The organism is Mycobacterium sp. E2238 (assembly GCF_001672665.1).
GTDB lineage: Bacteria > Actinomycetota > Actinomycetes > Mycobacteriales > Mycobacteriaceae > Mycobacterium.
In genome coordinates this window covers 1-21,594 of record NZ_LZKF01000083.1, presented here as the reverse complement: position 1 = coordinate 21,594, position 21,594 = coordinate 1, and the positions used below count along the sequence as shown (strand labels likewise).

The 21,594-nt window shown below is 68.1% G+C and carries 22 protein-coding genes and 4 pseudogenes; 14 read left to right on the top strand and 12 right to left on the bottom strand.

What is annotated here, in order from left to right:
- Positions 1–129 precede the first annotated feature (129 nt).
- A pseudogene (locus tag A5711_RS26120) lies at positions 130–249 on the bottom strand (sigma factor-like helix-turn-helix DNA-binding protein); the annotation flags it as partial.
- 33 nt (positions 250–282) lie between these two features.
- Here A5711_RS26120 and A5711_RS07035 point away from each other — a divergent pair.
- A complete protein-coding gene (locus tag A5711_RS07035; protein WP_067944910.1) occupies positions 283–690 on the top strand; it encodes a RidA family protein in 408 nt (135 codons plus the stop codon).
- On the opposite strand, the gene A5711_RS07030 is transcribed toward A5711_RS07035, so the two are convergent.
- Positions 639–998, bottom strand: coding sequence for a DUF952 domain-containing protein (locus tag A5711_RS07030; protein ID WP_067944908.1), 360 nt, complete (start codon positions 996–998; stop codon positions 639–641). The genes A5711_RS07035 and A5711_RS07030 overlap by 52 nt on opposite strands.
- A gap of 136 nt (positions 999–1,134) precedes the next feature.
- On the opposite strand from A5711_RS07030, the gene A5711_RS26115 reads away from it, so the two are divergent.
- Both A5711_RS26115 and A5711_RS07020 read left to right on the top strand, forming a co-directional pair.
- Positions 1,135–1,320, top strand: a complete 186-nt coding sequence (locus A5711_RS26115) for a hypothetical protein (RefSeq protein ID WP_082945686.1) — start codon at positions 1,135–1,137, stop codon at positions 1,318–1,320.
- 65 nt (positions 1,321–1,385) lie between these two features.
- Positions 1,386–2,381, top strand: coding sequence for a YihY/virulence factor BrkB family protein (locus A5711_RS07020; RefSeq protein WP_067944906.1), 996 nt, complete (start codon positions 1,386–1,388; stop codon positions 2,379–2,381).
- Here the strand turns inward: A5711_RS07020 and A5711_RS07015 are convergent.
- Positions 2,378–2,617, bottom strand: a complete 240-nt coding sequence (locus tag A5711_RS07015) for a DUF3039 domain-containing protein (protein WP_067268964.1) — start codon at positions 2,615–2,617, stop codon at positions 2,378–2,380. The genes A5711_RS07020 and A5711_RS07015 overlap by 4 nt on opposite strands.
- Positions 2,618–2,662: 45 nt before the next feature.
- Between A5711_RS07015 and A5711_RS07010 the strand changes: the two genes are divergently transcribed.
- The 3 genes from A5711_RS07010 to A5711_RS07000 all read left to right on the top strand — a co-directional run bounded on the left by A5711_RS07010 (position 2,663) and on the right by A5711_RS07000 (position 4,990).
- Positions 2,663–3,076 carry a DUF3099 domain-containing protein gene (locus A5711_RS07010; protein WP_369806101.1) on the top strand — a complete coding sequence of 138 codons (414 nt, stop codon included), beginning with the start codon at positions 2,663–2,665 and terminating at the stop codon, positions 3,074–3,076.
- A 139-nt stretch (positions 3,077–3,215) separates the two neighbouring features.
- The gene (gene sigB / locus A5711_RS07005; RefSeq protein ID WP_066950333.1) at positions 3,216–4,175 is read left to right on the top strand and encodes a sigma-70 family RNA polymerase sigma factor SigB; all 960 of its coding nucleotides are present in this window, start codon (positions 3,216–3,218) and stop codon (positions 4,173–4,175) included.
- A 125-nt stretch (positions 4,176–4,300) separates the two neighbouring features.
- Positions 4,301–4,990, top strand: a complete 690-nt coding sequence (locus A5711_RS07000) for a metal-dependent transcriptional regulator (protein ID WP_067944899.1) — start codon at positions 4,301–4,303, stop codon at positions 4,988–4,990.
- 18 nt (positions 4,991–5,008) lie between these two features.
- Here the strand turns inward: A5711_RS07000 and A5711_RS06995 are convergent, their stop codons facing one another.
- Positions 5,009–6,067, bottom strand: coding sequence for a DUF4192 domain-containing protein (locus A5711_RS06995; RefSeq protein ID WP_067944897.1), 1,059 nt, complete (start codon positions 6,065–6,067; stop codon positions 5,009–5,011).
- A gap of 111 nt (positions 6,068–6,178) precedes the next feature.
- Between A5711_RS06995 and sthA the strand changes: the two genes are divergently transcribed.
- Complete coding sequence (sthA, locus tag A5711_RS06990; RefSeq protein ID WP_067944895.1) at positions 6,179–7,594, top strand: Si-specific NAD(P)(+) transhydrogenase; 1,416 nt, start codon at positions 6,179–6,181, stop codon at positions 7,592–7,594.
- On the opposite strand, the gene A5711_RS06985 is transcribed toward sthA, so the two are convergent.
- Entirely contained in the window at positions 7,591–8,430 is an 840-nt protein-coding gene (locus tag A5711_RS06985) for a serine protease (protein ID WP_067944893.1), read from the bottom strand. The genes sthA and A5711_RS06985 overlap by 4 nt on opposite strands.
- Before the next feature lie 196 nt (positions 8,431–8,626).
- On the opposite strand from A5711_RS06985, the gene A5711_RS06980 reads away from it, so the two are divergent.
- Genes A5711_RS06980 through A5711_RS06970 form a run of 3 tightly spaced genes read left to right on the top strand, consistent with a single transcriptional unit; the run spans position 8,627 to position 11,389 of the window.
- Positions 8,627–9,598, top strand: coding sequence for a proteasome assembly chaperone family protein (locus A5711_RS06980; protein ID WP_067944891.1), 972 nt, complete (start codon positions 8,627–8,629; stop codon positions 9,596–9,598).
- 45 nt (positions 9,599–9,643) lie between these two features.
- Positions 9,644–10,675, top strand: coding sequence for an alpha/beta fold hydrolase (locus A5711_RS06975; RefSeq protein WP_067944889.1), 1,032 nt, complete (start codon positions 9,644–9,646; stop codon positions 10,673–10,675).
- 27 nt (positions 10,676–10,702) lie between these two features.
- The gene (locus A5711_RS06970; protein ID WP_067944887.1) at positions 10,703–11,389 is read left to right on the top strand and encodes a PhzF family phenazine biosynthesis protein; all 687 of its coding nucleotides are present in this window, start codon (positions 10,703–10,705) and stop codon (positions 11,387–11,389) included.
- Between the two features lie 12 nt (positions 11,390–11,401).
- Here A5711_RS06970 and A5711_RS06965 read toward each other — a convergent pair whose 3' ends face one another.
- The 3 genes from A5711_RS06965 to A5711_RS06955 form a co-directional block, all read right to left on the bottom strand.
- Positions 11,402–11,884 carry a peroxynitrite isomerase gene (locus tag A5711_RS06965; RefSeq protein ID WP_067944882.1) on the bottom strand — a complete coding sequence of 161 codons (483 nt, stop codon included), beginning with the start codon at positions 11,882–11,884 and terminating at the stop codon, positions 11,402–11,404.
- A 37-nt stretch (positions 11,885–11,921) separates the two neighbouring features.
- Positions 11,922–12,386: a transcriptional regulator NrdR gene (nrdR, locus tag A5711_RS06960; protein WP_067944880.1), complete on the bottom strand. Its 465-nt coding sequence runs from the start codon at positions 12,384–12,386 to the stop codon at positions 11,922–11,924.
- 101 nt (positions 12,387–12,487) lie between these two features.
- Positions 12,488–12,982, bottom strand: a complete 495-nt coding sequence (locus tag A5711_RS06955; RefSeq protein WP_067944878.1) for a LysM peptidoglycan-binding domain-containing protein — start codon at positions 12,980–12,982, stop codon at positions 12,488–12,490.
- Positions 12,983–13,272: 290 nt separating this feature from the next.
- Between A5711_RS06955 and lexA the strand changes: the two genes are divergently transcribed.
- Positions 13,273–13,971, top strand: a complete 699-nt coding sequence (gene lexA, locus A5711_RS06950; RefSeq protein ID WP_067944877.1) for a transcriptional repressor LexA — start codon at positions 13,273–13,275, stop codon at positions 13,969–13,971.
- A gap of 23 nt (positions 13,972–13,994) precedes the next feature.
- Here lexA and A5711_RS06945 read toward each other — a convergent pair whose 3' ends face one another.
- The 4 genes and pseudogenes from A5711_RS06945 to dapF form a co-directional block, all read right to left on the bottom strand.
- Entirely contained in the window at positions 13,995–16,178 is a 2,184-nt protein-coding gene (locus tag A5711_RS06945; protein ID WP_067944876.1) for an LGFP repeat-containing protein, read from the bottom strand.
- Between the two features lie 587 nt (positions 16,179–16,765).
- Positions 16,766–17,926: an acyl-CoA dehydrogenase family protein gene (locus A5711_RS06940; RefSeq protein ID WP_067944875.1), complete on the bottom strand. Its 1,161-nt coding sequence runs from the start codon at positions 17,924–17,926 to the stop codon at positions 16,766–16,768.
- Positions 17,927–18,017: 91 nt separating this feature from the next.
- Positions 18,018–19,439, bottom strand: coding sequence for a GTPase HflX (hflX, locus tag A5711_RS06935; protein WP_067944874.1), 1,422 nt, complete (start codon positions 19,437–19,439; stop codon positions 18,018–18,020).
- 46 nt (positions 19,440–19,485) lie between these two features.
- Positions 19,486–20,100 (bottom strand): annotated as a pseudogene (gene dapF, locus A5711_RS06930) (diaminopimelate epimerase); the annotation flags it as partial.
- Here dapF and A5711_RS27170 point away from each other — a divergent pair.
- The 3 genes and pseudogenes from A5711_RS27170 to A5711_RS06915 form a co-directional block, all read left to right on the top strand.
- A pseudogene (locus tag A5711_RS27170) lies at positions 20,098–20,325 on the top strand (hypothetical protein); the annotation flags it as partial. The pseudogenes dapF and A5711_RS27170 sit on opposite strands and share 3 nt — an antisense overlap.
- A gap of 7 nt (positions 20,326–20,332) precedes the next feature.
- Positions 20,333–21,256 carry a tRNA (adenosine(37)-N6)-dimethylallyltransferase MiaA gene (miaA, locus tag A5711_RS06920; protein ID WP_067944873.1) on the top strand — a complete coding sequence of 308 codons (924 nt, stop codon included), beginning with the start codon at positions 20,333–20,335 and terminating at the stop codon, positions 21,254–21,256.
- 4 nt (positions 21,257–21,260) lie between these two features.
- Positions 21,261–21,594, top strand: a pseudogene (locus tag A5711_RS06915) (diaminopimelate epimerase); the annotation flags it as partial.

Sequence of the window (21,594 nt, the reverse complement as noted above, 5' to 3'; positions counted from 1 at the left end):
CAACTAATTCGGAGCCGGAGGAGACCAGTGTGCGGTTCATGCGGTCACCGTACGACGGCCGGCGCCGCCCCGCGACGGGTTTTCCGTTCGGATTCAGACCCGTTGCGCGACAGGGACGTTCGGCGGTTACTAGTCGAGGTAGTCGCGCAACACCTGGGAACGGCTGGGGTGGCGCAGCTTTGACATCGTCTTGGACTCGATCTGACGGATGCGCTCGCGGGTGACGCCGTAGACCTGGCCGATCTCGTCGCGGGGCGGCGCCGGCCGTCGTACGGTGACCGCATGAACCGCACACTGGTCTCCTCCGGCTCCGAATTCGAGGCCGTCGTCGGCTATTCGCGCGCGGTGCGGGTCGGCCCGCACGTGTCGGTGGCCGGAACGACCGGCGCCGGGCCGGCCGGCGACATCGCGGCCCAGGCCCGAGATGCCTTGCACCGCATAGAGATTGCGCTGCGACAGGCGGGCGCGGCGCTCACCGACGTGGTCCGCACCCGCATCTACGTCACCGACATCTCCCGCTGGCACGAGGTCGCGGCGGTGCACGCGCAGGTATTCGGCGCCATCCGTCCCGCGGCCACCATGGTGGAGGTGTCCGCGTTGATAGCACCCGATCTGCTGGTCGAGATCGAGGCCGACGCCTACGTGGACTCCGGGGCCGGCGGGAAGGTCCCGTCGGACGCCGGGCGGTAAGCGGTGACCCGGATCACGGCGTCCGCGGGTAGCGGACCGTACAGGTGCGGGAACAGCATCGACTCCGGATCCGTTGCAACCCCTGGCTCCCAACGCACTTCGGAATGCAGCCGAGCCGGATCGATGTGCAGTAGCACCAAGTCGTCGCGGCCCCGATAGAGCCGGTTCGCCGGCAGATGAACCTGCCCCGGCGTCGAGAGATGGATGAACTGGCCACCGTCGGACGCGCGGATCTCACCGGACGCGCGGGCCCGGGACCACTCGTCGACCCCACACAGATGTACCAGCAGGTCAGGAGCGGAAGTCATGGATGAACACATTAGAGATGCGGCGGAAACGAAACGTTTACAGGCCGTGAGAAACGACACACCCGATAACGATCAGGGAACAACGCGAAAACCCCATACGTCTGAGAGAGTGAATGAAAGCAAGAACGGAGAAGCCATGAATGCAACTCTGACCAGTCCCGAGCTAACCCGTGCGGACCGCTGCGACCGCTGCGGTGCCGCCGCTCGAGTCCGCGCCAAGCTGCCTTCCGGAGCTGAGCTTCTCTTCTGCCAGCATCACGCCAACGAGCACGAGGCGAAACTGACCGAGCTGTCCGCCGTCCTGGAGGTCAGCGGAAGCTAGGTCCGCCGAACTCACCTACTGCCAATGTGGGCCAGTAGGGCAGTCTTCGGTAATGCTGGACGGATATGAGCGATCAAGTCGCAAAACCGTCCCGCCACCACATCTGGCGACTCAGTCTGAGGACTCTCTCGAAAAGCTGGGATGACTCCATCTTTTCCGAGTCCGCGCAGGCGGGCTTCTGGTCGGCGCTGTCGCTACCACCGCTGCTGCTGGGAATGCTGGGAAGCCTGGCCTACGTGGCGCCGCTGTTCGGGCCCGACACGTTGACGGCGATCGAGAAGAGCATCATCTCCGCGATCCGCAGCTTCTTCTCGCCCAGCGTCGTCAACGAGATCATCGAGCCGACCATCCGGGACGTCACCGCCAATGCGCGTGGCGAGGTGGTGTCGGTCGGCTTCCTGATCTCGATGTGGGCGGGATCGTCGGCGATCTCGGCTTACGTCGATGCCGTGGTGGAGGCGCACGACCAGACTCCGCTGCGGCACCCCGTGCGACAGCGGCTGTTCGCCCTGTTCCTGTACATGGTGATGCTGGTGTTCGTCGTGGTAGCGGCGCCGGTGTTGGTGGTGGGTCCGCGCAAGGTGAGCGAACACATCCCGTACGACCTGGCGAACGTCTTGCGCTACGGCTACTACCCGGCGCTGATCCTCGGCCTGCTGGTCGGGGTGGTCATCCTGTACCGGGTGGCGCTGCCCGAACCCCTTCCGACGCACCGCCTCATCTTCGGCGCGGTGCTCGCCACGGCGGTGTTCCTGATCGCCACCCTGGGCCTCCGCGTCTACCTGCGCTGGATCACCAGCACCGGCTACACCTACGGCGCGCTGGCCACACCGATCGCGTTCCTGCTGTTCGCCTTCTTCGGCGGGTTCGCGGTCATGCTCGGCGCCGAACTCAACGCGGCGATCCAGGAGGAGTTCCCGGCGCCGAAGACGCACGCCCACCGGCTGCGCAAGTGGCTGGAAGCCCGCGTGACGGTGCTGAAGCGGCCGGCGGCTTCGTCACCGGAGCCCGGCCCGGCCGATAGCGCGACGCTGACGGCTGAGCCGTCGCAGCCGACCTAGTCCTTCTTCATCCGGTCGTAGATCTGCTTGCAATCCGGGCACACCGGCGAGCCCGGCTTGGCCGCCTTGGTGACGGGAAACACCTCCCCGCACAACGCCACCACGTGGTTACCCATGACCGCGCTCTCGGCGATCTTGTCCTTCTTGACGTAGTGGAAGTACTTGGGCGTATCGCTGCCCGTCCCGTCGTCGACGCGTTCGTCGGTCTCGGTGCGTTCGATCGTCTGGGTATCCATGCCTGACATTGTGCCCCGTAACTCGCTCCTGCCGGAATTGGTCAGGTGTGGGAGAGTGGAGAAATGAAGCGCGAATCCGATCTGGGGTTCGACGATGAGGGCCGGCCGGTGCTCATCACCGCCGCAGCACCCTCCTATGAAGAACAGCACCGCGCACGGGTCCGGAAATACTTGACGCTGATGGGGTTCCGAATCCCGGCGCTCATCCTGGCCGCGCTGGCATACGGCGCGTGGCACAACGGTCTGATCTCACTGGCGATCGTTGCCGTGTCGATCCCGTTGCCCTGGATGGCGGTGCTGATCGCCAACGACCGGCCACCGCGCAGCCCCGACGAGCCACGGCGGTTCGACGATGCCCGGCGCCGCACGCCGCTGTTCCCGAGCGCCGAGCGGCCCGCGATCGAAGCGCCCCGCCATCCCGAGTCGAGCTGGCCTACCGGACCGCAGGGCTGGGAATAGCCCGTACTTCTCAGGACATTCTCAGGTCAACGGCACATTTCTGCACGTCAAGACGTGTGAGATCACAAAGGGCTGGGAACTCTCAGGGCTGATCTGTCGTTGAACTCAATGACAGTTACAAGCCGAACGGGAGGTCGCTATGGCGAACGCCAGCACGAGCAGATTTGACGGCGATCTGGATGCTCAAAGCCCCGCCGCGGACCTCGTGCGCGTGTATCTCAATGGCATCGGTAAGACGGCGCTGCTGAACGCGGCGGGTGAGGTCGAACTGGCCAAGCGCATCGAGGCCGGGCTCTACGCCGAGCATCTGCTCGAAACTCGCAAGCGCCTCGGCGAGAACCGCCGACGCGACCTCGAGGCCGTCGCGCGCGATGGACAGGCCGCGCGCCGTCACCTGCTGGAAGCGAACCTGCGTCTCGTGGTGTCGCTGGCCAAGCGCTACACGGGTCGCGGTATGCCGCTGCTGGACCTCATCCAGGAGGGCAACCTGGGCCTGATCCGCGCGATGGAGAAGTTCGACTACACAAAGGGATTCAAGTTCTCCACCTATGCGACGTGGTGGATTCGTCAGGCCATCACCCGTGGCATGGCCGACCAGAGCCGCACCATCCGGCTGCCGGTGCACCTGGTTGAACAGGTCAACAAGCTGGCGCGGATCAAGCGGGAGATGCACCAGAACCTGGGACGCGAGGCCACCGACGAGGAGCTCGCGGCCGAGTCCGGCATCCCGGTCGAGAAGATCAACGATCTGCTCGAGCACAGCCGCGACCCGGTAAGCCTGGACATGCCGGTCGGCTCCGAGGAAGAGGCCCCGCTGGGCGATTTCATCGAGGACGCCGAGGCGATGTCCGCCGAGAACGCGGTGATCGCCGAGCTGCTGCACACCGACATCCGCAGCGTGCTCGCCACTCTCGACGAGCGCGAGCACCAGGTGATCCGGCTGCGCTTCGGCCTGGACGACGGCCAGCCGCGCACCCTCGATCAGATCGGCAAGCTGTTCGGCCTCTCGCGCGAGCGGGTCCGGCAGATCGAGCGGGACGTAATGTCCAAACTCCGCCACGGCGAGCGCGCCGACCGGCTACGGTCGTACGCAAGCTAAGACCCCCAGCTAGGTAGCAGACGGTATGCCCGCCGCGCACGCGGCGGGCATACTGCTTGTCGGGGCAGCGTTACACCCATTCGCGCAGCTGGCCAAGTAGACTCGGCGTCGATGGAAGGTGCTGAATGAACGACCTGGTTGACACCACCGAGATGTACCTGCGGACCATCTACGACCTCGAAGAAGAGGGCGTGACCCCGCTGCGTGCGCGCATCGCCGAACGCCTCGAACAGAGCGGGCCGACCGTCAGCCAGACCGTATCCCGGATGGAGCGCGACGGGTTGCTCCACGTCGCCGGGGACCGCCACCTCGAGCTCACCGACAAGGGCCGTGCGCTGGCCATTTCCGTCATGCGCAAGCACCGCCTCGCCGAGCGACTGCTCGTCGACGTCATCGGGGTGCCCTGGGAGGAAGTGCACGCCGAGGCATGCCGGTGGGAGCACGTGATGAGCGAGGACGTCGAGCGGCGGCTGGTGAAGGTGCTCAACCACCCGACCACCTCCCCCTTCGGTAACCCGATCCCGGGGCTGCTGGACCTGGGCGTCGGCCCCGAGTCCGGCGCCGACGACGCCAACCTCGTCCGCCTGACCGAGTTGCCGCCCGGCTCGCCGGTGGCCGTGGTCGTCCGCCAGCTGACCGAACATGTGCAAGGCGACATCGACCTGATCACCCGCCTGAAGGACGCCGGCGTCGTCCCCAACGCCCGGGTGACCGTCGAGACCGGGCCGGCCGGGGTCACCATCGTCATCCCGGGCCACGAGAACGTCACCCTCCCGCACGAGATGGCGCACGCGGTCAAGGTCGAGAAAGTCTGACCGCTCGTCCGTCGCAGGCTAGCCCGCCCGGCGCCCGAACGGCCGTCGCGGCGGCAACCGCACACCGAGCTCTTTGGCCAGCCGGTAGCCGGTGAGCGCCAATTCCCGGATGTCCTCGGGCCGCAGGCCGGACTGCAACGCCGTGTCCAGCATGCCCGCCATACGATGCGCGGGTTCGCAGCGCAGTGCGGCCTCCAGCGATATCCCCGCCAGCGGCCCGTCGCCACGGACGTAGGCGCTGAACGCAAGCAACACCAGCGCCTCGGCCCGCCAGGGCGAGGGCAGGGTGCGCGCCAACTGCGCCCACAAAGACTCCGCCTCGTCGGCATTTTCACCGACCGCCAGGGCGTAGAGGATGTCGCGCACCTGCGCGTCGCCCAGCGCGCAGGCCAGCTTCGCCAGCTGGGCCGCGGTCAGTGCCTGGCCGGCGGCGACACGGGACGCGGCCGTCATCGCGTGCTTCACGTCGGCGCGGGCGCAGCGGGCCGGATCCGCGCGGTGGGCGGCCCGGCGCCTGGTCTGCTGCCGGTCGATCACGGCGGTCAATTTGGCGCTGCGCGCCGTGTCCTCGATCGCGATGACGGCCTGCAGATCGGCGCGGCGTGCATACAGCCGCCTGCCGTCGAGCACCGCCGCGGCCGCCAGCGGCGACGCCGACGGATCGTCGACGAGGCCGCTCGAACCGCAACCGTCCACGCAGTGCCAGCGCCCACCGAGTGCGACCCGGTCGACCACGTGGGCGGCCCACAGCTCGATGTCGTGCTCGGCCAACGACTTTGCGAGCGCATCGCACACCAGCCGGTGATCCTCGTTACAGCAGGGGCAGTGCGCGCCCTCCGCGTCGACGATCACCGCGATCGCGGCATCCGGCCGGGCCGCGGCGGCGACCTCCGCGAGGTGTCCGACCCGCGCCTCCAGCTCGTCGGTGAGGTCGACCCGCAGCACCGCTCCGAGGTCACCACCGTCCAAAGACACCAGTACCAATGAATTTTCGGGAACGAAGCCGAGAACGGCCGGCAGCGCGGCGATCAGTGCGCCGGGCCGGTTCAGTTTGAAGTCAGGTCGATGCGTCGTCATGGGCACCACGCTGACGGGCCCCACCGTCGGCCGGTGCGCGCGAGAACGGATGGAATCCCGGGCCTGTGAATGAACCCAGCACTGTGAGTTCCGCTGATCTACTGTTACCCCATGAGTTCGGCGCAAGAGTACGACATGGTGGTCATCGGTTCGGGGCCCGGCGGCCAGAAGGCCGCCATCGCCTCGGCCAAGCTCGGCAAGTCGGTTGCGGTCGTCGAACGCGGCCAGATGCTCGGTGGCGTGTGCGTCCAGACCGGCACCATCCCGTCAAAGACGTTGCGCGAGGCCGTCCTTTACCTGACCGGGATGAGTCAACGAGAGCTGTACGGCGCGAGCTATCGCGTCAAGGAGAAGATCACCCCGGCCGACCTGCTGGCCCGCACCCAGCACGTGATCGGCAAGGAGGTCGACGTGGTGCGCAACCAGCTGATGCGCAACCGCATCGACCTGTTGCTGGGTCACGGCCGGTTCGTCGACCCGCACACCATCGAGGTCGAAGACCCGTCCCGTCGCGAAAAGTTAACTGTCAGCGGCAAATACATCGTCATCGCCACCGGCACCCGGCCCGCGCGGCCGTCCGGCGTCGAGTTCGACGAGGAGCGGGTGCTCGACTCCGACGGGATCCTCGACCTCAAATCGTTGCCCACCTCGATGGTGGTGGTCGGTGCCGGCGTAATCGGCATCGAATACGCCTCGATGTTCGCCGCGCTGGGCACCAAGGTCACCGTCGTGGAGAAGCGCAGCGACATGCTGGACTTCTGCGACCCCGAGGTGGTGGAGGCGCTGAAGTTCCACCTGCGCGACCTGGCGGTGACGTTCCGGTTCGGCGAGGAGGTGACCGCGGTCGACGTCGGCTCGGCCGGCACCGTCACGACCCTGGCCAGCGGCAAGCAGATCCCCGCCGAGACCGTGATGTATTCCGCCGGGCGGCAGGGCCAGACCGACCACCTCGACCTGCACAACGCCGAACTGGAGGCCGATAACCGGGGCCGGATCTTCGTCGACGACTTCTTCCAGACCAAGGTGCCGCACATCTACGCCGTCGGCGACGTGATCGGCTTCCCGGCGCTGGCCGCGACCTCGATGGAGCAGGGCCGGCTCGCCGCCTACCACGCATTCGGGGAGCCGACCGACGGGATCACCGAACTGCAGCCGATCGGCATCTACTCCATCCCCGAGGTCTCCTACGTGGGCGCCACCGAGGTGGAGCTGACGAAGAACGCGATCCCCTACGAGGTCGGCGTGGCCAGGTACCGCGAACTGGCCCGCGGCCAGATCGCCGGTGACTCCTACGGCATGCTCAAGCTGCTGGTGTCCACCGACGATCTCAAGCTCTTGGGCGTGCACATCTTCGGCACCAGCGCCACCGAGATGGTGCACATCGGGCAGGCCGTCATGGGCTGCGGCGGCACCGTCGAATACCTGGTGGACGCCGTGTTCAACTACCCCACGTTCTCCGAGGCCTACAAGGTGGCCGCGCTCGACGTGATGAACAAAGTGCGCGCGCTCAACCAGTTCCGCGCCTAGCAGCTGTCGTCGAGCTCCCCGGGAATCGGGTCGCCGGGGCCGCCGGCATCGGCGCGGGCCAGCAACCGCGCGGTCTGGGCGTCGAACGGCGCCGAATACGACACGTTCGCCGCGCAGCCACCGCGCTCGAAGCCGCCGATCACCCCGGTGAGCGTGGTGCCGCTGACCCAGGGCGCGCCGCTGGTGCCGTCCACCAGCCCCTCACATGGGAACGACGGGAATCCGGCCTCGGTCAGCGACGTGCTGGCCTGACACCCGATGGGGGCGCCACCCACGCCGGCCGGATAGCCCATCACGGTGACGTGGCTGCCGGGCGGCGGCGTCGTGCCCAGCGTCAGCGCCAGGCCGGCGCGCGACTCCACCGAGCCCCCGGCGTCGTTACTCAGCCGTGCGATTGCGTAGTCGGCGTTGGGATCCTTGCTGGCGGTCCAGCGGGGATCGAGGTAGACGGCGTCGGCCTTCCACACATCGGTTGGCGCGGGGGGCGCGTCGCCGATGAAACCTGGCACGAAGGTGATTTTGGAGGCCCCGGCCAGGCAGTGCGCCGCGGTCATCATCAGGTTGCCACCCGCGGAATGCACCACCGAGCCCGTGCATACGTGCAGCGGACCGCCGTCGATGAAGATCGCGCCGACGCGTTTGTCCGGGTCCACCGGCCCCGCCACCGCCTTTTGCTGGGGCTGACCCAGCCGCTGCACCGGCGCACTGCTCCGCGGCGGGGCCGCCGGAGGGGCCGACGCATGATCGCCCGGCGGCCGCTTGCACGACGTCACCGACGTCGCCACGGCGACCACCAGGCACAGCATCACGGTCGGAACGCGCATCGGATTCATCATGCCTGACACCTGCGCAGAGAGCAGATTTCGACGCGTCGCGTGCCACCTGACTCGCGGACATAATTCAGTGGCGACCCCCAGACGTTCGCTTTCGGATTAAACCCGAACTTCACATCGCTGTTTGATATTGGTGCCCACCGATTCGGGGGACACTGGTAGGGCACCCTGGAGAAACCCCCGAGAGGAGGCGATTCCGATGGCTCACGATCAGGACCCGCAGGAGCACTACCAGCCGGGACAAGCCGGCATGTATGAGCTCGAGCTGCCCGCGCCCCAGCTGTCGACGTCGGACGGGCGAGGCCCTGTGCTGGTGCACGCGTTGGAAGGTTTCTCGGATGCCGGCCACGCGATCCGGCTGGCCTCGTCGCATCTGAAAGCGGTGTTGGACTCCGAGCTGGTGGCGTCCTTCGCCATCGACGAATTGCTGGATTACCGGTCGCGGCGACCGCTGATGACCTTCAAGACCGATCACTTCACCAACTACGACGACCCCGAGCTGAGCTTGTACGCGCTGCGCGACACCATCGGCACCCCGTTTCTGCTGCTCGCCGGGATGGAACCGGACCTGAAGTGGGAGCGCTTCATCACCGCGGTCCGCCTGTTGGCCGAGCGCCTCAACGTTCGCCAGACCATCGGCCTGGGCACCGTGCCGATGGCGGTGCCGCATACGCGGCCCATCACGATGACGGCGCACTCCAACAATCCCGAGTTGATCGCCGAGTTCACGCCGTGGATTTCGGAGATCCAGGTTCCCGGCAGCGCGTCGAACCTGCTGGAATACCGGATGGCCCAGCACGGTCACGAGGTCGTCGGCTACACCGTGCATGTGCCGCATTACCTGACGCAGACCGACTACCCGGCGGCCGCCGAGGCGTTGCTCGAACAGGTGGCCAAGATCGCATCGCTCGAGCTGCCGCTGACGGCGTTGACCGAAGCGGCGGCGGTGATCCGGACCAAGATCGACGAGCAGGTCGAGGCGAGCGCGGAGGTTGCTCAAGTGGTGACCGCGCTCGAGCGCCAGTACGATGCCTTCATCGACGCTCAGGAGAACAGGTCGTTACTAACTCGCGACGAGGACCTGCCTAGCGGCGACGAGCTTGGCGCAGAGTTCGAGCGATTCCTCGCCCAGGAGGCGGAGAAGAAGCGCGGCGACGACGACCAGGCCTGACCTTTCCGCCCGGCCTTAGCCCGGCCCGACACCCAAGGTGGCGACATGACCGAGCGGACGCGCAAGAGCACTCTCCGCCCGGTGCGGGAGGTCAGCGCGCCCCGGCTGGAGTACCGCACCATCCACGGCTACAAGCGGGCCTACCGGATCGCCGGTGACGGGCCGGCGATCCTGCTGGTTCACGGCATCGGCGACAACTCCACCACCTGGAATACCGTGCAGGCCAAGCTCGCCCAGCGGTTCACGGTCATCGCCCCGGACCTGTTGGGCCATGGGCGATCCGACAAGCCACGCGCCGACTATTCGGTCGCCGCCTACGCCAACGGGATGCGCGACCTGCTCAGCGTGCTCGACATCGAGCGGGTCACGGTTGTCGGCCATTCGCTGGGCGGCGGCGTGGCCATGCAATTCGCCTACCAGTTCCCGCATTTGGTCGACCGGCTGATCCTGGTCGCGGCCGGCGGCGTCACCAAGGATGTCAACGTCGCCTTCCGGTTGGCCTCGTTGCCCATGGGCAGCGAGGCGCTCGCCTTGCTGCGGCTTCCCCTGGTGCTGCCGGCGGTGCAGCTGGCCGGACGGATCGCCGGCCTCGCGATCGGATCGACCGGGCTGGGCCGGGACCTGCCCAACGTCCTGCGGATCCTCGACGACCTGCCGGAGCCGACGGCGTCGGCGGCGTTCAGCCGGACCCTGCGGGCGGTGGTGGACTGGCGCGGGCAGATCGTCACCATGCTCGACCGGTGTTATCTGACGGAAGCCATCCCGGTGCAGATCGTCTGGGGCACCAAGGATGTGGTCGTCCCGGTGCGTCATGCGTGGATGGCGCACGCGGCGATGCCAGGCTCCCGCCTGGAAATCTTCCAGGGCTCCGGCCACTTCCCCTTCCACGACGACCCGGCTCGCTTCATCGACGTGGTCGAACGCTTCATCGACACCAGCGCGCCCGCCGAATACGATCAGGCCGCCCTGCGCGAGCTGCTCCGCAGCGGCGGCGGCGAGAAGGCCGTCACCGGCCCCGCCCCCACCCGCGTCGCCGTGCTGAACGCCATGGGATCCGACGAACGCAGCGCTACCTGAAACCCGCCGGGGCCGTACAGTCGGGCCATGGGTATCGACGTCACTGTGTTGCGGGTGTTCACCGACGCGGAGGGAAATTTCGGCAATCCGCTCGGCGTCGTGGACGCCGCCCAGGTCGAGCCCGCGGCTCGGCAACGGCTCGCGACTCAATTGGGCTATAGCGAAACGGTTTTCGTCGACCTTCCGGCTGCCGGATCGACGACAGCGCACGCCACCATTTACACCCCACTGATCCAGATCGCGTTCGCCGGGCACCCCACCGTCGGGGCGGCGTGGTGGCTGCGCGAGAACGGAACGCCGATCAACACGCTACAGGTGAGGGCCGGCATCGTGCAGGTGAGCTATGGGCCGGAAATGGCGGGCATCAGCGCACGGTCGGACTGGGCACCTGAGGTCGCCCTGCACGAATTCGATTCAGCCGACGACCTTCTCGCCGCCAACCCGGAAGATTTCTCCGACGACACCGCGCACTACCTGTGGGCGTGGACCGATCGGGCCGCCGGATCGGTACGCGCGCGCATGTTTGCCGCCAACCTCGGTGTGCCGGAAGACGAGGCGACCGGCTCGGCAGCGATGCGCATCACCGACTACCTCAGCCGCGATCTACACGTCACTCAGGGCAAGGGATCGATCATCGAGACGACGTGGAACGCCGAGGGCTGGGTGGGCGTGGCCGGGCGCGTCGTCAATGACGGTGTGACGCACCTGGACTGACCCCGGACCGGCTCAGCGCTGCCGGTGGAGCACCGCGGCGAGGTGGTGCTGCAAGGGCTGCCCGACCGCGCCCATCCGCACCGAATACGCCAGCTCGTCGCCGTCGATGCGGAAGGAACGGCCAAGCGCCGTCACCTCTTTGGCGGTCGGGGTCAGCCCGACGTCCGTAGTCGACAGCTCGATCTCGATCCGGCCGCCGGTGGCCGAATAGGTACCGACCTCGATCTCGGTGATGCCGCTCGGGTGCGCCAGCACCAGCTCGACGTGACCGGGCTGCGGCACGCGAAGGTATCCGGTCTCGGCATGCAACGGCTTGCCGTCGGGCGCCTTGGTCTTTTGCGCGTAGGCCAGAAACGGCTTGCCGACGTGAGAGAAGACCACTTCTTCGAGGTAGTCGAAGGGCTGGATCGTCGGGTATTCGCCCGCACCCTGGCCGGCCCAGGTTCCCAGGAGTGGTGCCAACGCCTCGAGGTCGGGATGCAACGCGGTGGGCATGAAAACGAGCCTAGCCGGGACGGCTTGAGCCCGGCCGTCAGCTCGGCGTTGTCACCTGGCGGTGTTCGCGCAGTGCCTGGATCTCGCGCTCGAAATCGGCCGCGGACTCGAAGGAGCGGTATACCGACGCGAACCGCAGGTACGCCACTTCGTCGAGGTCGCGCAGCGGGCCGAGAATGGCAAGCCCGACCTCATGACTCGCGACCTCCGGGGAACCCGCGGCCCGCACGGTGTCCTCGACCTGTTGGGCCAGCAGGTTCAGCGCGTCATCGTCCACCTGGCGACCCTGGCAGGCCCGGCGGACACCGCTGATGACCTTTTCCCTGCTGAAGGGTTCGGTGACTCCACTGCGCTTGACCACCGCGAGAACCGCGGTTTCCACGGTCGTGAAGCGCCGCCCGCACTCGGGACACGATCGGCGGCGACGGATGGCCTGACCTTCATCGGTTTCCCTCGAGTCGATCACCCGGGAATCGGGATGACGGCAGAACGGGCAATGCATGGCCGCTCCTTCGCCGTGCCGACAAACACCAGGTACCGCAGCACGAGCGTACCCGTGCGCTCACCTGCGCGGCGAATGCAGCCGGCCCGCGAGGGCGGTGGTCAGCCCACCGGGGCGATCAGCGTTTGGCCCGCCACCAATGTCGGCGAGTTCATGTCGTTGAGTTCGCGGATGCGGTCGGCAACCTGACGCGTCGGCGCATCGGGCGCCACCCGGTGAGCGACGTCTTGCAGCGACTCCCCCGCCTCGACGCGGACCACGGCCAACCGGTCGGGTACGTGAGCGGCCGAACTCCCGGCGCCGCCGTTGAGCACCTGACCGACGTTCCCGACCAGGCCCAGCCACAGGGTGATCGCGCCGGCGGCCAGCGCCAACCAGACGGTGGTGGCCACCGTGACGGGCCGCTTGCGATGAGGCGCGGCCGACATCGCGACGCCGGTGCCGTAATAGCGCGTGGGTGCGCCCGCCGGCCTCGACGGACCGGGCCGGCGCGAACGGGCCAGCCCGTCCCGGCCGTAACGGAGCCCCTGGACCGGCCCGTTGACCGGACGACGAGGGCTGCTGGTACGCGGCGCCAGCGTGTGGATGGTTGTCATCTGCGTTCCTCCGGTCAACTTGATTCGCTCAGCTGTTCGACTGTATCGCTCGTGTGTTCGAAATCCGAACATGTGAGCGAAGCGTGTCGCACGAGTCGAACGCTAGACCACGCCACCGACAAGTCCGTGGTCGCTAGAGCTGACATGCGGCTGAAATACCCGATCTGCCGAAGAGTTACACCTTTGTGATTAATCGCGTCTGCGGGCGGTTTTGCGGCTACCCCGGGAGGGCGACACGCTAGTCGAACACATGTTTGATTCTCGGCCGTAGTGGGGTTACATTCAGAGCCATGAGCGACAGCAACGACACCTCATCGGCCGGCGCGGACGGTCGGCTGCACGCCGTGGATTCATCGCTGACCGAACGGCAACGCACCATTCTGAACGTCATTCGCGCGTCGGTCACCAGTCGCGGTTACCCGCCGAGCATCCGGGAGATCGGCGACGCCGTCGGCCTGACGTCGACCTCGTCGGTGGCCCACCAACTGCGCACCCTGGAGCGCAAGGGATACCTGCGCCGCGACCCGAACCGCCCGCGGGCCGTCGACGTCCGCGGCGCCGATGACGAGGTGGCGGCGCGTACCACCGATGTCGCCGGCTCGGACGCACTGCCGGAGCCGACGTTCGTTCCGGTCCTCGGGCGCATCGCGGCCGGTGGCCCCATCCTCGCCGAGGAGGCGGTCGAGGACGTCTTCCCGTTGCCGCGTGAGCTGGTCGGCGAGGGCACGCTCTTCCTGCTCAAGGTCGTCGGCGACTCCATGGTCGAGGCGGCGATCTGCGACGGCGACTGGGTGGTGGTGCGCCAGCAGAACGTCGCCGACAACGGCGACATCGTGGCGGCCATGCTCGACGGGGAAGCCACCGTGAAGACGTTCAAGCGCGCGGGCGGTCAGGTCTGGCTGATGCCGCACAACCCGGCCTTCGACCCCATTCCCGGCAATGACGCGACCGTGCTGGGCAAGGTCGTCACGGTGATCCGCAAGGTCTAGCCGGTCGGGACTTTCGGGCGGGCCTAGTCCGCCTTCACGAAGCCGTTGGCCTGCGCCACTTCTTCGCTGGACAGCCAGATTTCGGCGAGCGTGTCGTGGTAGAGCTCGCTGCCCGGCGTGTAGTACAGCCCGAAGCGGGCGCTCGCCTTGATCGGATACCCGTCGGGCACCTGATAGGGGTCGTCGAGCGGTAGGTGGATGGTCGGACGCCCGGACGGGCCGGCTCCCCCTGCGGTGTCCTCGTCGTCCGTGGCCGCGTGCCTCCCGCTGCGTTGCTCGGCCGCGGCGGCGGCCGCCGCCGTCGGCACGACGGTTTCCGGGCCGGCGACCTCGGGAGCGGCGGCCTCGGCGACGTCCGTGACCGCAACATCCGGATACTCGGCCTGGGGAGCGGCGACGTCGGGGTCACCCGCGTCGAACTCGGGGTCCGGGGGCGTGCGCGCCGCGGCGACGTCGAGGTATTCCGCCTCCACATAGTCGTCGTCCCCGCGGGGGGCATCTGCGTAGGCGGACTCTCGCTCCTCGTCGGCGTATTCGACCTCGGCGTAATGCTGGTCTGCGTATTCCTCGTCGGCGTAATCCGAATCGGCGTACTCGGATTCGGCGTATTCGGTTTCCGTTTCGGGGTAGCCGGCCTCCGACAGGGCCGCCGGCGACACCGCCGAGAAGGAGTCGGTATCCACCGCGTCGGGGTCCTGCTCGAATGAATCCTCGTCCGCGCCGGCGCGCCGCCAGCTGACCCGACTCGCGGCCTCGGGCGCTTCCTGCTGACGCGCGAAATGCTCGGTGGTGACGTCGTCGCGTCCCCACTCCTGGTCGGCACCGGCGTCGTAACCGGTATCGAGGTCGCGAGGAAGCTCGTAGCCGGCGTCCTCACGTAAAGCGCGACGCCGACGCCAGCCGATCGCCAGCAACCCCGCCAAGCCGATCAGCACCAGCACCGGGATCGCGGCCAGCAACCACCACCACTGCCAGGTGAACTTCTTGGCATGGGCGGGCGTCGCCGAGCTGCTCGGCTGGTTCTGGCCCGACACCTGCAGGCCGGACAGCAGCGGCGCGAGGTTGGCCGGATCCGTGCTGAACGTGTTCTTCGCCCGGTTCCACGAGATCTTGCCGCCGGCGAACTGCTGGGAGACGACGTCGCCGTCCACGGCCTGGTCGCCGACGGGCGCGCCCAGCTTGCCGGTCGGTCCGCGAAGCTTGTCCCACGCCGCCTTCATGGCGCCGCGCACCACGAACGCGCCACGCTCCGACGTCCAGAAGATCACCGGTTTGTCGGCGCCCGAGAAGGTGACCATGCGGCTGGACGGGATGCCGCCGTCGGATTCGTTGGCGGTGGGGAAACCCAGGTCGCTGCCGGCGGGTCCGCCGAGCGACTCGTACTTGGCCAGGATGTTGCTCTCGACGGCGTTCGCGCCGGTGGCGGGGCTGAAATACACTTTGCCGTTGGCGAAGTCCTGGACGATTCCGTCGCCGCCGATCGGATACTGCGCGCCCTTCTTCGCCCCCAACGGCCCATTGGGGCCGCCGGCCGCGCGCCAGGCCATGTTGATGGCCGCGGTGGGATCGATCGCCACCTGCAGGCCCTTCAACTGGTCGGCCAGTGCGGGCGGCTCGGTGGAGAACTGTTTCGTCTGCCTGTTCCACGAGACCTGGCCGCCGCTGAACTTCTGGGCGGACACCTCGCCGTTGTACGTTTCGTCGCCGACGGGGACCCCGAGGACGCCGCCCGAACTGCCGAGCTTGTCCCAGGCGGCGTTGATCGCGCCGCGCACCACGAACGCGCCGTGCTCGGGCGTCCAGAAGATCACCGGCTTATCGCTGGCGGAGAAGGTGCTCACGCGGCTGTCGGGTCCGGCGAGGCCGGGCACCTCGTTGATCGCGGGAAAGCCCAGATCGCTGCCCGCGGGTCCGCCCAGCATCTCGTATTTGTCCAGTATCGGCCCGTAGACGAATTTGGCGCCGGTCGCCGGGGTGAAGAACATCTTGCCGCCGTCGAAGTCCAGCGCGAAACCGTCCCCGGCGGGATAGACATCGCCCTTCCGGGCGCCGAGGGGTGAACCGTCACCGCCGGCCTTCTCCCACGCCGCCATCATGGCCGCCTCGGCGTCGCCGATGGGGGACGCCGCCGCAGGCGGCGCCAGCAAGGCGACGGCTATTGCCGTGGCGGTCAAGGTGACCAGCGCGCTTCCGACCAGCCTGCGCATGCGACCTCTCTGCCCGTTCACCAAGCCTCCCAGCCGACGGCTGCGCCCCTGTCAGCGGCTATGCCCGTACCTGCACAGCCGGCAAGCGGGCCGTAGTCCGACCGTGGGGAAACAACCCCGTTCCGATCCGCATTATCGCCGGGCTCGCATAACTTTGCTCCCGCATACGAAAAATGCGAAGTCAAATCACGAATAGTACAAAAACGGATACCACGCCGATGTCGAATCGATGCAGAGCCACGCTCAAATCGCGACCGGCCGCGCGGCGTATGAGTATTCGAGTCAAACCCCGAACCGGGCGTCCGCCTGCGCAATAACGCACGGCGGGCGCCGCGCGCTTTGGTTTCGCGCCCGCGCATGTTGCCGCACTTGCCGGAGTGGTCGACGGCGGCGTGCTTTTCGGCTCGACTACGCGCCATTACGCGGATGGCATACCCCGGATACATGTGCCCCGACCACATGGGCCGACGGTACGTGAAGCCATTAACTCGTCAGCGGTCTACCCGAAAAATCACCCCGCGTGGCGCGCATTGATGGGGTTTGCCGTCGCCGTGCGAATCGGCGTGATGGTGTTGTCGCTGTTAGGGCTAGACCCCGAGGCTGCGGCCGATGATCTCTTTCATGATCTCGGTCGTTCCGCCGTAGATGGTCTGCACCCGCGCGTCCAAATAGGCTCGGGCAACGGGGTATTCGCGCATGTAGCCGTAGCCGCCGTGCAGCTGCAGGCAACGGTCGATCAGGTGCACCTGCTTTTCGGTGGAGTACCACTTGGCCATCGCCGCCTGCTCCGCCGTCAGCTTCTTGTCCAGGTGCAGCCGGATGAACTCGTCGACCATGATGCGCACCACCGTCGCCTCGGTCGCCAGCTCGGCGAGCACGAAGCGGCTGTTCTGGAAACTGCCGATCGGCTTGTTGAATGCCTTGCGTTCCTTGGTGTATTGCAGGGTTTCTTCCAGCACCTGCTCCATCGCCGCGGCCGCCATGATGGCGATCGAAATCCGTTCCTGCGGCAGGTTCTGCATCAGGTAGATGAATCCCATGCCCTCCTGCCCCAGCAGGTTGTCGGCGGGCACCTTGACATCGGTGAACGACAACTCGGCGGTGTCCTGCGCGTCCAGCCCGATCTTGTTCAAGTGCCGGCCGCGTTCGAAACCTTCCATGCCGCGTTCGACAACCAGCAACGAAAAGCCCTGCGCCCCTTTGTCGGGATCGGTCTGCGCCACCACGATCACCAGGTCGGCATTGATTCCGTTGGTGATGAACGTCTTCGCGCCGTTGAGCACGTAGTGGTCGCCCTGCTTGACCGCGCGCGTCTTGATGCCTTGCAGGTCGCTGCCGGTTCCCGGCTCGGTCATCGCGATCGCGGTGATGGTCTCGCCGGTGCAGAACTTCGGCAGCCAGCGCTGCTTCTGCTCTTCGGTGGCCAGCGCCAGCAGGTACGGCGCCACGATGTCGTTGTGCAGGCCGAAGCCGATCCCGCTATAGCGACCGGCGGTGGTCTCCTCGGTGATGATCGTGTTGTACCGGAAGTCGGGGTTGCCCCCGCCGCCGTATTCCTCCGGCACTGCCATGCCGAGGAAGCCCTGCTTGCCGGCCTCGAGCCACACGCCGCGGTCGACGATCTTCGACTTCTCCCATTCGTCGTGATGGGGTGCGACGTGGCGATCGAGGAACGCCCGGTAGGACTCACGGAACAGGTCGTGCTCCGCCTCGAAAAGAGTGCGCTGGTACTTGACGGCACTGCCCATGTGGATGACCTCCGGCGACTGGAAACTCTGTCGCCCAACATATACCAACCAGACGGTTGGTCGGCGGCCGGCGGGTCCGGTCGCCGGGAGATCAGCGCGCCGAGAACTCCTGCAGGCGCCCGGCCAGCGCCACCGGTACGCGGGCCTTGATCCGGGTGCCGTCGGGGTTGTGCTCCTCCTGCTGCACGCGACCGTCGGCGTGCAGCCGGGCCACCAGGTCACCGCGGTGGTAGGGAATCACCACGTCCACCGCGGTGTCGGCGGGAACGGCCAGCTCGCCCATCCGGCGCCGGAGCGCGTCGATGCCCTCGCCGGTCCTGGCCGAGACGAAGACGGCGCCGGGCAGCGCGTGGCGAAGCTTGGCCAGGGTCAGGCCGCTCGCGGCGTCGACCTTGTTGACCACCACCAGCTCGGGTGGTGGGTCGCCGTCGTGGTCGGCGATGACGTCGGAGATCACCGCGCGAACCGCATTGATCTGCGCCAGCGGGTTGGCATCGGAGCCGTCGACCACATGCAGCAACAGGTCGGCGTCGACGACCTCCTCCAGCGTGGAGCGGAACGCCTCGACCAGCTGGGTGGGCAGGTGCCGGACGAACCCGACGGTGTCGGTGAGCACCAGCGGGCGGCCGTCTTCGAACTCGGCGCGCCGGGTGGTGGGCTCCAGCGTGGCGAAAAGCGCGTCCTGTACCAGCACCCCCGCGCCGGTCAGCGCGTTGAGCAGGCTGGACTTGCCCGCGTTGGTATAGCCGACGATGGCGATCGAGGGCATGTCGCTGTGCAGGCGGCGGCTGCGCTGAGTGTCGCGGACCTGCTTCATGTCCTTGATCTCGCGGCGCAGCTTGGCCATTCGTTCGCGGATGCGGCGGCGGTCGGTCTCGATTTTCGTTTCACCGGGACCGCGCAGGCCCACGCCTCCCCCGCTGCCGCCGGCGCGGCCACCGGCCTGCCGGGACATCGACTCACCCCAGCCGCGCAGCCGCGGCAGCATGTACTCCATCTGGGCCAGCGATACTTGCGCCTTGCCCTCCCGGCTGGTGGCGTGCTGGGCGAAGATGTCCAGGATCAGCGCGGTGCGGTCGATCACCTTGACCTTCACCGCCTTCTCCAGCGCGGTCAGCTGCGCCGGGGACAGTTCACCGTCGCAGATCACCGTGTCGGCGCCGGTGGCCAGCACCACCTCGCGGAGCTCCTGGGCCTTGCCCGAGCCGATGTAGGTCGACGGGTCGGGCTTGTCGCGGCGCTGGATGAGCCCCTCGAGCACCTGGGAACCGGCGGTCTCCGCCAGAGCGGCCAACTCGGCCATGCTGGCCTCGCTGTCGGCGGCGGTGCCGTCGGTCCACACGCCGACCAGCACCACGCGCTCCAGCCGCAGCTGGCGGTACTCGACTTCGGTTACGTCGGCGAGTTCGGTGGATAGACCGGCGACGCGGCGCAGCGCCGACCGTTCTTCCAGGGCGAGTTCGCCGGTGCTCGGCTCCGGCACAGCGGGATTGGAGAATTCAGGATGTGTCATAGGCAATACAAGATGATGCACGGCGGATCGGCGTCGTGCACCCGAATTAACGTCGCTGCGCTTCCCACCATTCCCCGCTGATCTCCCCGTGCGCCACCAACACCGACGGGCCCCTCAGGTAGCTGGTGGCGTCGGTGATGGTGACGACGACATCGCCGCCCGGCACCCGCACCGTCAGGGTGCCGGTGTCCGCCCCGCCGGCGGCCAGCGCGGCCACCGTGGCCGCGACCGTGCCGGTGCCGCACGAGCGGGTCTCGCCCACGCCCCGCTCGTGCACGCGCATGCGCACCGCGCCGCCGGCCGGTGCCGTGAGAACTTCGATGTTGACCCCCTCCGGGAACTGGGCGTGGTCGAAGCTGACCGGCGCCGCGACGTCCAGCCTTGCCAGCCGCTCGGCGGTCAGGTCGGGATCCACACACGCCAGGTGGGGATTGCCCACGTCGACCGCCAGGCCGGAGAACCGATGCCCGCCGACCGTCGCCTCGCCCGGGCCCAGCGTGTTCGCCTTGCCCATGTCGACGGTGACGTCGGCATACGTGGCGTCGACCCGGTGCACGGTGACCGGTCGGGGGCCGGCCTGCGACCCGACCACGAACTCGTCCCGGGACTCCATCCCGCTGGCCCGCAGGTAGTGCGCGAACACCCGGACGCCGTTGCCGCACCCGGCGGATTCGACCCGGGCAACGCCGGTGCGCAGGCCGCCCTCGACGACGCGCTGGCAACCGGCGACATCGCCGCCCTGGCGCGGCTGCCGCGGCAGATCCTGGGCCGGGTCGCCTTTCAGGTGCTGGCCGGCCTGGCCGAGCCCGGGCCGCGGTCGGCCAAGGAGCTGTACCGGGGTGCGCCCTACGGCGTGGGCTACTTCGCCGGCGCCTGGCAGCTCTGAGGTGGCCGTGCGACCACTGGCGATCATCGGCCCCACCGGAACCGGCAAGTCGCAGCTGGCGCTCGCCTTTGCAGAACGGCTTGAGGGTGCCGCCGAAATCTTGAACGCCGACGCGATGCAGCTCTATCGCGGGATGGACATCGGCACGGCCAAGCTTCCCGTCGACCAACGCCGCGGGATCCCGCATCACCAGCTCGACGTCCTGGACGTCACCGAGACCGCGACCGTCGCCCGCTACCAGCGCGCGGCCGCGGCCGACGTCGAGGCGATCGCCGCCCGCGGCGCCGTGCCCATCATCGTGGGCGGGTCGATGCTTTACATCCAGTCGCTGCTCGACGACTGGTCGTTCCCCGCGACCGATCCCGCCGTGCGGGCGCGCTGGGAACGGCGACTGGCCGAGGTCGGGGTCGGCGGGTTGCACGCCGAGCTGGCCCGGCGCGACCCCGCCGCTGCGGCGGCCATCCTGCCCACCGACGCGCGGCGCACCGTGCGGGCGCTCGAAGTGGTCGAGCTCACCGGCCGGCCGTTCGCCGCGTCCGCACCACGCATCGGCCCGGCGAGGTGGGACGCCGCCATCGTCGGACTGGATTGCGAGACAACGCTTCTGGACGAGCGGTTGGCCCGGCGCACCGACGCCATGTTCGACCAGGGCCTGGTCGGCGAGGTGAGCGCGCTGCTCGGCGAGGGCCTGCGTGACGGGGTCACCGCGTCGCGCGCCCTGGGCTACGCCCAGGTGATCGAGGCGCTCGACGCCGGGGGCGGCGCCGAGCGACTGCGCGACGCGCGGGAACAGACCTACGTGGGCACCCGGCGTTACGTGCGACGGCAGCGGTCGTGGTTCCGCCGCGACCACCGGGTCCACTGGCTGGACGCCGCGGATGGCGCGCGGTTGGTCGACGAAGCGCTGCGAGTCTGGGGCCACGTATCCTGAGCAGGTGATTTTCGCAAAGGGCCACGGCACCGAGAACGACTTCGTGGTGCTCCCGGACGCGGAGGCCACGCTCGAGCTCACCGCGGCCCGGGTGGCCGCCTTGTGCGACCGGCGGCGCGGGCTGGGCGCCGACGGGGTGCTGCGGGTGACCACCGCCGGCGCCGCCCTCTCGGCCGGCGTGCTCGACCGGCTGCCCGACGGCGTGGGCTCGGCCGACTGGTACATGGACTACCGCAACGCCGACGGCTCCGTCGCCCAGATGTGCGGCAACGGCGTCCGGGTGTTCGCGCACTACCTGCGGGCCAGCGGGATGGAGTCCCGGGACGAGTTCGTGGTCG

Excerpts from the sequence above, each read along its gene's own strand:
- A5711_RS07030 (WP_067944908.1), bottom strand. The coding sequence starts at position 998 with ATGACTTCCGCTCCTGACCTGCTGGTACATCTGTGTGGGGTCGACGAG.
- A5711_RS07035 (WP_067944910.1), top strand. The coding sequence starts at position 283 with ATGAACCGCACACTGGTCTCCTCCGGCTCCGAATTCGAGGCCGTCGTC.
- A5711_RS06965 (WP_067944882.1), bottom strand. The coding sequence starts at position 11,884 with ATGCCCACCGCGTTGCATCCCGACCTCGAGGCGTTGGCACCACTCCTG.
- A5711_RS06995 (WP_067944897.1), bottom strand. The coding sequence starts at position 6,067 with ATGACGACGCATCGACCTGACTTCAAACTGAACCGGCCCGGCGCACTG.
- A5711_RS06955 (WP_067944878.1), bottom strand. The coding sequence starts at position 12,982 with ATGACAACCATCCACACGCTGGCGCCGCGTACCAGCAGCCCTCGTCGT.
- A5711_RS06985 (WP_067944893.1), bottom strand. The coding sequence starts at position 8,430 with ATGATGAATCCGATGCGCGTTCCGACCGTGATGCTGTGCCTGGTGGTC.
- A5711_RS06970 (WP_067944887.1), top strand. The coding sequence starts at position 10,703 with ATGGGTATCGACGTCACTGTGTTGCGGGTGTTCACCGACGCGGAGGGA.
- A5711_RS07020 (WP_067944906.1), top strand. The coding sequence starts at position 1,386 with ATGAGCGATCAAGTCGCAAAACCGTCCCGCCACCACATCTGGCGACTC.
- A5711_RS07015 (WP_067268964.1), bottom strand. The coding sequence starts at position 2,617 with ATGGATACCCAGACGATCGAACGCACCGAGACCGACGAACGCGTCGAC.
- A5711_RS06945 (WP_067944876.1), bottom strand. The coding sequence starts at position 16,178 with ATGCGCAGGCTGGTCGGAAGCGCGCTGGTCACCTTGACCGCCACGGCA.
- A5711_RS07000 (WP_067944899.1), top strand. The coding sequence starts at position 4,301 with ATGAACGACCTGGTTGACACCACCGAGATGTACCTGCGGACCATCTAC.
- A5711_RS06975 (WP_067944889.1), top strand. The coding sequence starts at position 9,644 with ATGACCGAGCGGACGCGCAAGAGCACTCTCCGCCCGGTGCGGGAGGTC.
- sthA (WP_067944895.1), top strand. The coding sequence starts at position 6,179 with ATGAGTTCGGCGCAAGAGTACGACATGGTGGTCATCGGTTCGGGGCCC.
- sigB (WP_066950333.1), top strand. The coding sequence starts at position 3,216 with ATGGCGAACGCCAGCACGAGCAGATTTGACGGCGATCTGGATGCTCAA.
- lexA (WP_067944877.1), top strand. The coding sequence starts at position 13,273 with ATGAGCGACAGCAACGACACCTCATCGGCCGGCGCGGACGGTCGGCTG.
- hflX (WP_067944874.1), bottom strand. The coding sequence starts at position 19,439 with ATGACACATCCTGAATTCTCCAATCCCGCTGTGCCGGAGCCGAGCACC.
- A5711_RS26115 (WP_082945686.1), top strand. The coding sequence starts at position 1,135 with ATGAATGCAACTCTGACCAGTCCCGAGCTAACCCGTGCGGACCGCTGC.
- A5711_RS06940 (WP_067944875.1), bottom strand. The coding sequence starts at position 17,926 with ATGGGCAGTGCCGTCAAGTACCAGCGCACTCTTTTCGAGGCGGAGCAC.
- A5711_RS06980 (WP_067944891.1), top strand. The coding sequence starts at position 8,627 with ATGGCTCACGATCAGGACCCGCAGGAGCACTACCAGCCGGGACAAGCC.
- nrdR (WP_067944880.1), bottom strand. The coding sequence starts at position 12,386 with ATGCATTGCCCGTTCTGCCGTCATCCCGATTCCCGGGTGATCGACTCG.